At 59.6% G+C, this 12,412-nt stretch carries 10 protein-coding genes and 2 pseudogenes; 6 read left to right on the forward strand and 6 right to left on the reverse strand.

Features of this window, described 5'->3' with window-relative positions:
- Positions 1-177, forward strand: a pseudogene (glyA, locus tag H9646_RS15475) (serine hydroxymethyltransferase); the annotation flags it as partial.
- A 129-nt stretch (positions 178-306) separates the two neighbouring features.
- On the opposite strand, the gene H9646_RS15480 reads toward glyA, so the two are convergent.
- From H9646_RS15480 to acnD, 5 genes and pseudogenes are all read right to left on the reverse strand, one after another.
- A complete protein-coding gene (locus H9646_RS15480; protein ID WP_191724292.1) occupies positions 307-1,170 on the reverse strand; it encodes an isocitrate lyase/PEP mutase family protein in 864 nt (287 codons plus the stop codon).
- A 20-nt stretch (positions 1,171-1,190) separates the two neighbouring features.
- Positions 1,191-1,571: a GntR family transcriptional regulator gene (locus tag H9646_RS15485; protein WP_191724293.1), complete on the reverse strand. Its 381-nt coding sequence runs from the start codon at positions 1,569-1,571 to the stop codon at positions 1,191-1,193.
- An 87-nt stretch (positions 1,572-1,658) separates the two neighbouring features.
- On the reverse strand, positions 1,659-2,837 hold the full coding sequence (gene prpC / locus H9646_RS15490; protein ID WP_191724294.1) for a bifunctional 2-methylcitrate synthase/citrate synthase: 1,179 nt from the start codon (positions 2,835-2,837) through the stop codon (positions 1,659-1,661).
- A gap of 112 nt (positions 2,838-2,949) precedes the next feature.
- Positions 2,950-4,185: a 2-methylaconitate cis-trans isomerase PrpF gene (prpF, locus tag H9646_RS15495; RefSeq protein WP_191724295.1), complete on the reverse strand. Its 1,236-nt coding sequence runs from the start codon at positions 4,183-4,185 to the stop codon at positions 2,950-2,952.
- A gap of 80 nt (positions 4,186-4,265) precedes the next feature.
- Positions 4,266-6,866 (reverse strand): annotated as a pseudogene (gene acnD / locus H9646_RS15500) (Fe/S-dependent 2-methylisocitrate dehydratase AcnD); the annotation flags it as partial.
- A 150-nt stretch (positions 6,867-7,016) separates the two neighbouring features.
- Here acnD and H9646_RS15505 point away from each other — a divergent pair.
- From H9646_RS15505 to H9646_RS15525, 5 genes are all read left to right on the forward strand, one after another.
- Complete coding sequence (locus H9646_RS15505; protein WP_191724297.1) at positions 7,017-8,453, forward strand: short-chain fatty acyl-CoA regulator family protein; 1,437 nt, start codon at positions 7,017-7,019, stop codon at positions 8,451-8,453.
- Positions 8,454-8,668: 215 nt separating this feature from the next.
- Entirely contained in the window at positions 8,669-9,778 is a 1,110-nt protein-coding gene (locus H9646_RS15510) for an NAD(P)/FAD-dependent oxidoreductase (RefSeq protein ID WP_191724420.1), read from the forward strand.
- Positions 9,779-9,903: 125 nt separating this feature from the next.
- Complete coding sequence (locus H9646_RS15515; RefSeq protein WP_191724298.1) at positions 9,904-10,215, forward strand: glycine zipper domain-containing protein; 312 nt, start codon at positions 9,904-9,906, stop codon at positions 10,213-10,215.
- Positions 10,216-10,268: 53 nt separating this feature from the next.
- Positions 10,269-10,664 carry a phage holin family protein gene (locus tag H9646_RS15520; protein WP_191724299.1) on the forward strand — a complete coding sequence of 132 codons (396 nt, stop codon included), beginning with the start codon at positions 10,269-10,271 and terminating at the stop codon, positions 10,662-10,664.
- On the forward strand, positions 10,661-11,035 hold the full coding sequence (locus tag H9646_RS15525; protein ID WP_191724300.1) for a hypothetical protein: 375 nt from the start codon (positions 10,661-10,663) through the stop codon (positions 11,033-11,035). The genes H9646_RS15520 and H9646_RS15525 overlap by 4 nt, the downstream gene beginning before the upstream one ends.
- A gap of 299 nt (positions 11,036-11,334) precedes the next feature.
- On the opposite strand, the gene H9646_RS15530 is transcribed toward H9646_RS15525, so the two are convergent.
- Positions 11,335-12,381, reverse strand: coding sequence for a quinone-dependent dihydroorotate dehydrogenase (locus H9646_RS15530; protein ID WP_191724301.1), 1,047 nt, complete (start codon positions 12,379-12,381; stop codon positions 11,335-11,337).
- Positions 12,382-12,412 lie beyond the last annotated feature (31 nt).

A 12,412-nucleotide genomic window follows, 5' to 3' on the forward strand; every position in this document is an offset into this window, starting at 1 on the left:
GGTATCCGCGTGGGTACACCGGCCATGACCACCCGTGGTTTCAAGGAAGAAGAGACCCGCATTACCGCCAACTTGGTAGCTGATGTGCTGGAGAACCCCAGCGACGAAGCCAACCTGGCGCGTGTGCGTGAGCAAGTGGCTGCGCTGACAGCGCGCTTTCCTGTTTATGCCGCGTAAGCAACGAAGCAATAAAGTGAAGCAATAAATAGCGCTGCCTGTCAGCAGGACGCATGAGACAAAGACAAAAGCCGTTGCTTGATTAGCGCAGAGGCTTTTGTCTTGATTGTTTTGCAGGTGGCTCTTTGCTTATTCGTAGCGCTTTTCCAGTGCATCCCAGCTTTCTTTGCGCACCAGATGCTGGCGCGCTTGGAACGTAGCCACCAGGCCGCTGTTTTCATGCAATGCATGCGTGGCCTGCAAATGCTGCAACGCATTTTGAATGCCAACCACAGCGCCTTGCAGCGCAGCGTTGGCATACAGCACGATGCCGTAGCCCATGTCAGCCAGCTCGGTGGTGCTGGTGATGGGGGTTTTGCCTCCAATCACCATGTTCATCAGTTGCGGGGTTTGCAAACGTTGCGGCAGAGCGCGTATGTGTGCGCTGTCTGTGACAGCTTCCACAAACAGGATGTCAGCGCCGGCATCGGCATAAGCCTGTGCGCGCTGCACTGCGGCTTCGAAACCATGAATGGCGGCCGCATCGGTGCGGGCCATGATCAGTGTTTCGGGGTTACGGCGTGCATCGCAGGCGGCTTTGATCTTGCCAATCATCTCGCTGGTCTCAATGACTTCCTTGCCGCTGAAGTGCCCGCACCGCTTGGGGTTGACCTGGTCTTCCAGCTGAATGCAGTCAGCCCCCGCGCGCTCCAGCGTGCGTACCGTGTGGTAGGTGTTGAGTGCGTTGCCAAAGCCGGTATCGGCATCCACGATCAGTGGCAGCTCGACGGCCTCACGAATGCGGGCTGTGTGCTCGGCAATGTCGGTCAGGCCCATGAAGCCTTGGTCCGGCAGGCCGAACCACATGTTGGTGACTCCGGCACCCGTTACGTACAGGGCTTCAAAGCCCATGTCAGCCACCAGCCGGGCACTGAGGGCGTTGAAAACGCCGGGAACGATAGCGCCACGGCGTGCATGGACGAGGGCTTTGAGGGTTTGCTTTGTACATTTCATTGTGGTTTGTCTCCAAATATCTAGGCTTTGGCTTGTGCCAGCTGCAGCCTGCTTTGCGCTATGCGCAGCATGCTGCTGGCTAGGCTGTCGGTGTCTGGCTGTGCCGCTGGGCTGTTGAGGAAGTCGAGCAGCAGTTCGGTTAAGGCCTGTGCTTCGGCAATTTGTGCTTTAGACAGGGTGGCAATGCGCATGCCACGCCGGGGCAGGGCTTGCAGCAAGCCTTCCTGAGCGAGCAGTTTCATGGCTTCTCGCACGGGGGTGCGGCTGACGCCATAACCCATGGCAATTTCCCCTTCGTTCAAGTCTGCGCCAGGCAGCCACTCGCGATGCAAGATGCGTGTGCGCAGTTTGTCGGCAATCGCCGTGCTCAGGGAGCAGGGTTGTAAGGGCAGGCGTTGCATGGGCAGAAAAGATCGCTGGATGGTTTTAAAAATAAGAGCTTCTAGTGCTTATTGAGTGAGCAATAGAGCCTATTTGTGTGGTGATTTTTAGGCACGCTCGGCAATCGGCACAAAGGCCTGATCGTCGGGGCCGATGTAGTTGGCGCTGGGGCGAATGATCTTGTTGTCCATGCGCTGCTCAATGATGTGCGCGGCCCAGCCACTGGTGCGTGCAATCACAAACAGCGGGGTGAACATGGCCGTGGGCACACCCATCATGTGGTAGCTCACCGCACTGAACCAGTCCAGATTGGGGAACATGTTTTTGACCTCCCACATCACCGACTCCAGCCGCTCGGCAATGTCATACATCTTGGTGGAGCCAGCATCTTCGGACAGTTGCCGGGCCACGCCTTTGATGACCACGTTGCGAGGGTCGCTGATGGTGTAGACGGGGTGACCAAAGCCAATCACGACCTCTTTGGCATGCACGCGCTGGCGGATGTCGGCTTCTGCCTCATCGGCACTGTCGTAGCGCTTCTGGATTTCAAAAGCCACTTCATTGGCGCCCCCGTGCTTGGGACCACGCAGCGCACCAATGGCTCCGGTAATGGCCGAGTACATGTCGCTGCCCGTACCGGCCACCACGCGGGCGGTGAAGGTCGAAGCATTGAATTCGTGCTCGGCATACAGGTTCAGCGATGTGTGCATGGCGCGTACCCAGCTGGCACTGGGCTTTTGACCGTGCAGCAGGTGCAGAAAATGCTCGCCGATGGAGTCATCATCGGTTTGCACCTCAATGCGCCGGCCCGAGTTGCTGAAGTGGTACCAGTACAGCAGCATGCTGCCCAGCGAGGCCATCAGCCTGTCGGCAATATCACGCGCACCGGGCAGGTTGTGGTCGTCTTTTTCTGGCAAGGCGCAGCCCAGTGTGGAGACCCCGGTGCGCATTACATCCATGGGGTGGCTGGCGGCAGGTAGTTGTTCGAGCGCAGCCTTGACGCTGCCCGGCAGGCCGCGCAAGGCTTTGAGCTTGGCTTTGTATGCTTTGAGTTCGGCACTGCTGGGCAGCTTGCCGTGTACCAGCAGGTGAGCAATTTCTTCAAACTCGCAGACCTGGGCAATGTCCAGAATGTCGTAACCGCGGTAGTGCAAGTCGTTGCCGCTTTTGCCGACGGTGCACAGCGCGGTATTACCTGCGGTCACGCCCGACAGGGCCACTGATTTCTTGGGCTTGAATGCCGAAGCGGCGGGTGCCATGTTGGCTGCAGATATTGTGGTGGTCATGGTGCGGTCTCCTTGTGGCGAAAAATGGGCAAAGCAGCGGCTTGGCCCATCGCAATGGGCGTGAAAAACAGGGGGGAAGGTCAGGTTTGTGCTCAGCGCCGCGTGAAGCGCTCTAAGCGGTGGTGGTGGTTTTGGGTGGAGGAGCGGGCTGCAGACAATCTGCAGGCACGCGCACCCAGCCTTGCATGAGAATGCGGGCGCTACGGCTCATCAGGGCTTTGGTGACTTGCCATTGGCCATTGACGCACTGCGCTTGCGCACCCACGCGCAGCGTGCCTGATGGGTGGCCAAAGCGCACGGCGTTGCGCTCTGCCCCGCCGGCGGCCAGATTGACCAGCGTACCGGGCACGGCAGCCGCAGTGCCAATGGCCACGGCAGCGGTGCCCATCATGGCGTGGTGCAGCTTGCCCATGGACAGGGCGCGCACCAGCAAGTCGATGTCTTGCGCCGCAATCTGTTTGCCGCTGGATGCGGTGTAGCCGGCTGCGGGGGCCACGAAAGCCACCTTGGGTGTGTGCTGGCGCTGCGCGGCCTCGGCCACGTCAGCAATCAGCCCCATCTTGACGGCACCGTGGGCGCGAATGGCTTCAAAGCGTGCCAGCGCTGCAGCATCACCGTTGATGGCGTCTTGCAGTTCGCTACCCGTGTAGCCCAGATCGGCTGCATTCACAAAGATGGTGGGAATGCCTGCGTTGATCAGGGTGGCAGCAAAGCTGCCAACGCCTGGCACATCCAGCGTATCTACCAGATGTCCCGTGGGGAACATGGCGCCGCCATCAGCACCTTCGTGAGAGCCTTCATCGGCAGGGTCGACAAATTCCAGTGCGACTTCGGCGGCGGCAAAGGTCACTCCATCCAGTACGAAGTCACCGGTTTCCTGCACCTGCCCATCTGTGATTGGCACATGGGCAATGATGGTTTTGCCAATGTTGGCTTGCCAGATGCGCAGGGTGGCAATGCCATTGGCAGGAATGCGGTCAGCATCCACCAGCCCCATATGAATAGCGGCGGGGCCAACGGCGGCTGACAGGTTGCCACAGTTGCCGCTCCAGTCCACAAAGTGCTGATCGATGGAGATCTGGCCGAACAGGTAGTCCACATCGTGATCCGGGCGTGCGCTGCGGCTGAGGATGACGGCCTTGCTGGTGCTCGATGAGGCATTGCCCATGCCATCGATCTGTTTGCCATAGGGGTCGGGGCTGCCCAGCACGCGCAGCAGCAGCGCATCGCGCACCGGGCCGGACTGCTGTGCGACGGCTGGCAGCTCGTCCTGGCGAAAGAACACGCCTTTGCTGGTGCCGCCGCGCATGTAGGTGGCTGCAATCTTGATCTGGGGGGCATGACTCATTGCACTGGCTCCTTGTTTTTTATAGCGGTATGCTTATATGTATCGGGCGATATGGCGTGATTTGTCTGATTTTCTGTTTCCTGGTTCTGTGCCAGAAAATCTTGGGCAAAGCGCTGCAGTACGCCTCCGGCTTCGTAAATGCTGACTTCTTCTGCTGTATCCAGGCGGCACAGCACGGGCACCTGGGTGCGTGTTCCGGTCGCGGCAACAATGCTCAGCAGCAGTGTGGCGCGGGGCTGGCACTCGCCCAGTACATCGTAGGTCTCGGTGCCGTCCAGCCCCAGCGTAAGGCGGGTGGTGCCCGGCAAAAACTCCAGTGGCAGCACGCCCATGCCAATCAGGTTGGTGCGGTGTATGCGCTCAAAGCCCTCTGCCACGATGGCTTCCACCCCCGCCAGACGCACGCCTTTGGCGGCCCAGTCGCGTGAGCTGCCCTGCCCGTAGTCGGCACCCGCCACAATGATCAGTGGTTGCTTGCGGCCCATATAGGTCTCAATCGCCTCCCACATGCGCATGACTTGCCCTTCTGGCTCGACACGCGCCAGTGAGCCTTGGACCACCTGGCCATTTACCACCGCCATTTCGTTGATCAGCTGCGGGTTGGCAAAGGTGGCGCGCTGGGCGGTCAAATGGTCGCCTCGGTGGGTGGCGTAGGAGTTGAAGTCTTCCTGCGGCACACCCATGTGGGCCAGATACTCGCCCGCCGCAGAATCGGCCAGGATGGCGTTGGAAGGCGAGAGGTGATCGGTGGTGATGTTGTCTGGCAGCAGGGCCAAGGGGCGCATGCCGCGCAGGGTGCGCTTACGGGCCAGCGCGCCTTCCCAGTACGGCGGGCGGCGGATATAGGTGGACGTGGCGCGCCAGTCATACAGCGGGCTGGCCGCTTGCTGTACCTCCTGGTGCGCAAACATGGGGATATAGACCTTGCGAAACTGCTCAGGCTTGACGCTGGCGGCCACGATGGCGTCGATCTGGGCATCGCTGGGCCACAGGTCTTTGAGGGTAATGGGCTGGCCAGCCGCGTCGTGTCCCAGCGTGTCGTTCTCAATATCAAAACGCACCGTGCCAGCAATGGCGTAGGCCACCACCAAGGGCGGTGATGCCAGAAATGCTTGTTTGGCATACGGGTGAATGCGCCCGTCAAAGTTGCGGTTGCCTGAGAGCACGGCGGTGGTGTACAGGTCACGCTCAATAATTTCCTGCTCAATCAGCGGCTCCAGCGCGCCGCTCATGCCGTTGCAGGTGGTACAGGCATACGCCACGATGCCAAAGCCCAGTTGCTCCAGCTCGCTCAGCAGACCCGCTTCTTCCAGATACAGCTTGGCCACCTTGGAGCCGGGAGCGAACGAGGTTTTGACCCAGGGCTTGCGCACCAAGCCCAGTGCATTGGCTTTTTTGGCCAGCAGGGCAGCGGCCACTACGTTGCGGGGGTTGCTGGTGTTGGTGCAACTGGTGATGGCGGCAATGATGACGGCGCCATCGGGCATCTGGCCGCTGGCCTCTTGTTGCATTGCTGAGTGCAGCTTGGCCGCGTCAGCAATGCCGCGCTCTGCCAGTGCCTGCGTGGGCAAGCGGCGGTGGGGGTTGCTGGGGCCAGCCATGTTGCGCACTACGCTGCCCAGGTCAAAGCGCAGCACCCGCTCGTACTGTGCGGTTTGCAGGGCGTCGGCCCACAGCCCTGTGGTTTTAGCGTAGTGCTCTACCAGCTTGACCTGTTGTGGCTCCCGGCCTGTCAGCGTCAGGTAGTCAATGGTTTGCTGATCGATATAGAACATGGCTGCAGTGGCACCATATTCCGGGCACATGTTGGAGATGGTGGCGCGGTCACCAATCGTCAGGCTGTCGGCCCCTTCACCAAAAAACTCCACATACGCACCCACCACCCGTTCATTGCGCAGGAACTCGGTAATGGCCAGCACCAGGTCGGTGGCGGTAATGCCAGCTCGTCGCAGCCCGGTCAATTGCACGCCCACAATGTCTGGCAGGCGCATCATGCTGGCGCGCCCAAGCATCACGGTTTCAGCCTCCAGTCCACCCACGCCAATGGCAATCACCCCCAGGGCATCAACGTGCGGGGTGTGGCTGTCGGTGCCCACGCAGGTGTCGGGAAAGGCAATGCCATCTTGCACCTGCACCACGGGGCTCATCTTCTCCAGATTGATCTGGTGCATGATGCCGTTGCCAGCGGGAATTACGTCCACATTGCGAAACGCCGACTTGCACCAGTCGATGAAGTCAAAGCGATCGGCGTTGCGACGGTCTTCTACGGCACGGTTCTTGTCAAAAGCCTCAGGGTCAAAACCTGCGTATTCCACGGCCAGCGAATGGTCCACGATCAACTGTGTGGGCACCACCGGATTGACCTGCGATGGGTCGCCGCCTTGCTCGGCAATTGCATCACGCAAACCTGCCAGATCGACCAGAGCGGTCTGTCCCAGGATGTCATGGCACACCACCCGTGCCGGGTACCAGGGAAAGTCAAGATCACGCTTGCGTTCAATGAGTTGCTTCAAGGCATCGGTCAGCAGCTCAGGCGCGCAGCGGCGCACCAGATTTTCAGCCAGCACCCGGCTGGTGTAAGGCAAACCGTCATAGGCGTTCGCCTGTAACGCATTCACGGCAGAGCGTGCGTCGTAGTAACGCAAGGTGGTGCCTGGCAGGTTTTTGCAAAAAACGGTCATGGGGTGCTTGTCTCTCATCGGTGCTCTTGATAGATTCGCAATTTACGCAAATGTGCAGGCTGACAGAAGTACTGAATTTGCGAAACATAGCGAATGACAAAGTGTGAGTTTGCAAATTTTGCAAATTTCACAGAGCTGGAGACGTGCGGCATGGCAAAAATTTTTATGGGCGTACGCCTGCGTTCCCTGCGGCAAGAGCGCGGCATGACGCAGGTGGCTCTGGCGCAGGCTCTGGGCCTGTCGCCCAGTTATCTCAATCAGCTGGAGCAAGACCAGCGGCCCTTCACCGTTCCTGTGCTGCTCAAGGTGCACAAGGCGCTGGGGGTAGACATTCAGCAGTTTTCCGAGGATGAAGAGGCCCGGCGTGTGGCGCAGTTGCGCGATGCGGTAGCGGCGTTGCCAGAGCTGCCGTCAGTGCCCGATGCCGAGTTGCGCGAGATGGCGCACAAGCTGCCACAGTTGTCAGAAGTTGTGCTGGCACTGCACCGCCGCCACCACGAAGACCAGCAAAGGCTGGAAGCCTTGGTGGATAGGTTGAGTGACCGTAACGATCTGTCGGAGCGCAACTGGCACACCGCGCCATTGCGGCAAATGCCGTTTGAAGCCGTGCGCGACTTCTTTTTTGCGCACCGCAACTATTTTGATGCACTGGACCGCGCTGCCGAGGCCCAGGCGCAGCAAGCCAGCCAAAGTGGCAGGCCGTTGAAAGACTGGCTGGTGGAGCATTTGCGCCAGCAGCATGGCGTAGAGGTCGTGGTGGATACCACCCGCGCTCCCCATGACCCGGGTGCCCACCGTCAATTCGATCCGGCCAGCCGGCGTTTGCGCTTGCTGGGCAGCTTGAACACTGGACAGCAGGCGTTTGAGCTGGCCACGCAGCTGGCATTGCTGGAGCTGGCGCCGCTAATGCAACAGGCACTGGCCAGCCATGCCTGGCAAGATGGAGCTACAGAGCAACTGGCGCGCATTGGTCTGGCCAACTATGTGGCTGGGGCCACGGTGCTGCCTTACGGCGTTTTTTTGCAGGCGGCCGAGCGCTTGCACTACGACATTGGTGTGCTGGCCACCCAGTTTGGCGTGGGGTTTGAAACGGTCTGCCACAGACTGTCAACACTGCAGCGCGAGGATGCCCCTGGCATTCCTTTTTTCTTTATCCGCGTGGACCGGGCAGGCAACATCAGCAAGCGCCAGTCGGCCACCCATTTTCACTTTTCCAAAACGGGGGGCACTTGTCCCCTGTGGAATATTTATGAGGCGTTTGCACAGCCGGGGCGCATCTTGCCGCAGCTGGCCAGCATGCCTGATGGCCGTGTGTACCTGTGGGTGGCAAGGTGCATCACCCACGAAGGGCGGGGCTGGGGTGAGCCAGGTAAAACGTTCTCGATTGGCCTGGGCTGTGACGTGCAGCATGCGCACAGGCTGGTGTATTCCCAAGGCCTGGATTTGCGCGGTCTGGCGGCGGCCACACCGATTGGCATGGGCTGCAAAGTGTGTGAACGCAGCGCTTGTCCGCAGCGCGCATTTCCGTTTGTGGGCAAACCATTGCAGGTCAATGAGAACCTCAGTGGCTTTGTGCCCTACGCATGACAACTGGGGGCAGTTGGCAGGGCGGTTGGTTGACACCCCCGGGCCAATCGGCGCGGGAAGAAAATTTGCAAATACTTGCTGTGTGGGCTGGTGCACGTGCTGCCCGCAGCGATGAGGGCATATAAAAACAATTTAGGATGGCAGCCATGCTTTCTCCGCATTTTTTTTGAAATGTATCTGAGGGGGCGAAAAATCAAAACAGGGAGATGACAAGCATGGTGGACAAGGTCGATAGCATCGTCATTGGTGCGGGGGTTGTGGGGTTGGCGGTAGGGCGCGCACTGGCCATGTCGGGCCGCGAGGTGATTGTTCTGGAGGCTGCGGATGCGATTGGCACCGGCACCAGTTCACGCAACAGTGAAGTCATTCACGCAGGCATTTATTACCCCGCAGGCTCTTTGAAGGCGCAGTTGTGTGTCAAAGGCAAAGAGCTGCTTTATGACTATTGTGCGCAAAAGGGTCTGGAGTTTCGCCGCTGTGGCAAGTTGATTGTGGCCACCAGCCCAGCACAGGTGGCGCAGCTCGAGCAGATTAGGAAGAAAGCAGAAATCAACGGTGTGCACGACATGCAAATGCTCAGCCGCGAGCAGGCCAAAGCGCTGGAGCCTGCACTGGAGTGCCATGCTGCATTGCTGTCGCCCAGCACGGGCATTGTGGATAGCCATGGCTTGATGCTGGCCCTGCAAGGCGACATGGAAAACGCAGGTGGTGCGCTGGCCTTGATGTCGCCAGTGGATTCTGCGCAGGTGCAGACAGACGGTATTTTGATCCGCACCCCCGATGGCACCGAACTGCTGGCCAGCGAGGTTGTCAATGCCGCAGGCTTGTACGCCCCCAGCGTGGCCTCGCGCATGCAGGGGCTGGATGCGCAGTACGTTCCGCAGGCTTACTTTGCCAAAGGCAACTATTTCACTTTGACAGGGCGTGCACCGTTTTCGCACCTGATCTATCCCGTGCCCGAAGCAGCGGGTCTGGGTGTGCACCTGACGCTGGACATGGGCGGTCAAGCCAAGTTTGGCCCTGATGTGCAGTGGGTGGATGACCCTGAGCCACTTGCCGTGGACCCCCAGCGCGGCCAGGGCTTTTACGCAGAGGTGCACAAATACTGGCCCGGGCTTCAACCCGGCACTCTGGCACCAGGGTATGCCGGCATTCGCCCCAAAATTTCTGGCCCCAAAGACGAGGCTGCTGACTTTTGCATTCAGGGGCCTGAAGTCCATGGCATTGCAGGGCTGGTCAACTTATTTGGGATTGAGTCGCCCGGTCTGACCAGTTGCCTGGCCATTGCGCAGGAAGTTTTGCAAAAATTGCAGCCAAAGACTTGATCTTGCGCGGCATCGACTTACTTGGTAAGCCATGCTGCATTGGCTAAGATGACAACCAGCATCGCGAGTTCGGCAGTTTTTCTGCCGCAAACTATTTCTTCATCGACATAAGAAAGGCTTTCATCATGGCATTTTCTGTTTCTGACACCGTTTCTTCTGCGCAAGCCGATCTGGAAAAGCTGGTCACCGACGTGCGCGGTTTGCTGGCCAACAAGGATCTGGACGCGATTCCCCAAATCAATGTGCTGCGCCAAAAGCTCGATGACGGTGTGTATCAGGCCCGCGAATCTGCGCTGAACGCGGCGCACGAGGCAGCTCGTCAGGCCAAGGAAGCTGCCTACGTGGCAGACCGTTATGCACACGATGAGCCATGGCGCGTTGCTGGCGCTGCGTTGGCCGTAGGTGCTTTAGTCGGCTTCTTGCTGGCTCGTCGCTAAACGACGATTTACCTTCCCCCCTTCAGCAACGTGCCCAGCAAAGGAAATCTGCCGTGAATTGGATGTCAGCCCTTGGGTTGGAAAACGTGTCTGCTCGCATGCGGGCCAATCTCAATGAAGGCGCCATGGCGGCAGAGGACCGCATGGAGCTCGCCCGCCTGGAATGGAGCGCGCAGAAAAAACGCCTGCAAACCATTTTGGTACTGGGCATTGTGATGGGTGGACTGACGATTGTTGCCCTGGTGCTGCTGTCGCTGGCCATCTTGATCCACTTCTGGGATTCTCCCGAACGCTCGGTGGTGGCCTGGGTAATTGCTGGCGTGTGGGTGGTGGCCTGGGCAAGTGCGCTGGTGGTCTTGCTGGCAGCGCTGCGCAAATCCAGCCATCCATTTGCATTGACACGTGCTGAACTGGCCCGCGACTGGGCTTTCATCAAGGAGAAGCTGTGAACACTTCTGCAGCACCTCAATCTGTGCGCAGCTCAGAGACGCCGTTGCCAGTGACTGCACTGGCTGCACTGGAGCAAGATGGGCGCTGGCTCACGGCCGGTGATGCCGAGCGTGCGGTGATGAAGCGCATTGCCATGCAGCGTGACCGCTTGGCTGCTGCCAAACTGGCCAGACACCAGTCGCAGGCCTTGCATGCCGCGCCCCAGGCGGTGCCCGCTGACGCGCCACTGCTCGAGCGTCTGGCCGTGTTTGCCAGATTGCACCCTGTGGCCACAGCGGCAGTGGCAGGCTTGGCGCTGATGATAGGGCCGCGCAAACTGCTGCGTTATGGCGGCATGGCGCTGCCGTTGATTGCCAAGTTCAAGCGCTAGCGCGGTAAACACGTGCAACACAAAAAAGCCCGGCATGCCGGGCTTTTTTTTATAGCTGTTAACGCAAGCTGGGTAACACTTTCAAAGTGAAAACATGCTGAAAGTGAGATGTGGTAAGCGCTGATAGCTCATTTTATTGAATATGCTGCAGCTTTGAAGCCGTTAGCAGCCTGCCGTGCAGCCCATCGAGGATGCGCGATATTGATACTGGACGCGCACCAGCCAAGCCGCTGCCATTGCAGCGCGTGCACCCAGCAAGGCCGGGCTTGTCGCGTATCAAAGGTGATGCTTGCCGGTGGTTAGCGCAGGGCCTTGATGGCCTTGGCTGCAGCGCTGACCAGGCCGGGGCCTTCATAGATCAAGCCACTGTAAATCTGCACCACATCAGCGCCAGCGCGAATTTTGGCCGCTGCGTCTGCACCGCTCATGATGCCGCCTACGCCAATGATGGGGTAGCCTGCGCCCAGCGCTGCACGCAGTTGTGTGATGACGCGGTTGCTGGCTGCAAAGGCGGGGGCGCCACTGAGGCCGCCGGCCTCTTCGGCGTGGGGCATGCCCTGAACGGCATCGCGGTTGAGCGTGGTGTTGGTGGCAATTACGCCGTCCATGCCGTGGCGCTGCAAGGTGGCGGCAATGACGTTGACCTGTGCTTCATCCAGATCTGGGGCAATCTTGACAAAGATGGGCACGCGGCGGCCTTGCTGCGTGGCCAGTTGTTCACGGCGCTGCGCAATGGCACCGAGCAGGCTGTCCAGCGCCTCGTCGCTTTGCAGGGCGCGCAGGTTTTTGGTGTTGGGCGAGCTGATGTTCACCGTCACGTAGTCAGCGTGCGGGTACACACCTTCCAGACAGGTCAGGTAGTCGCTGGTGGCGTCTTCAATGGGGGTGGCTGCGTTCTTGCCAATGTTCAAGCCCAGCAGCATGGGCTTGCCCTGCGCCCGCACGGTCGATTGCCTGACGTTGGCGATGAAGGCATCGAGCCCGTCGTTGTTAAAGCCCAGCCGGTTGATCAGGCCCTTGGCAGCAGGGATGCGGAACATGCGGGGCTTGGGGTTGCCCGGCTGGCCCTTGGGGGTGACGGTGCCCACTTCAACAAAACCAAAGCCCATGGCGGCCAGCGCATCAATGCAGCGGGCGTTCTTGTCCAGCCCCGCGGCCATGCCCACACGGTTGGGGAACTTCAGGCCCGCCAATATGATGGGGTCGTCCACCAGCGGTGCAGACCAGGCCAGCTGCAGCGGTGTGCCCTGGCCTTTGGCAAGGGTGTTCATGGTGAAGTCGTGGGCCTTTTCAGGGTCCATACCAAAGAGAAAGGGGCGAACGAGGGCGTAAGGGATAAGCGACATAAGGAATAATTCGAAGGATTAACTGGATTTT

This window comes from Comamonas avium (genome assembly GCF_014836675.1).
GTDB classification, from domain to species: Bacteria; Pseudomonadota; Gammaproteobacteria; order Burkholderiales; family Burkholderiaceae_C; genus Comamonas; species Comamonas avium.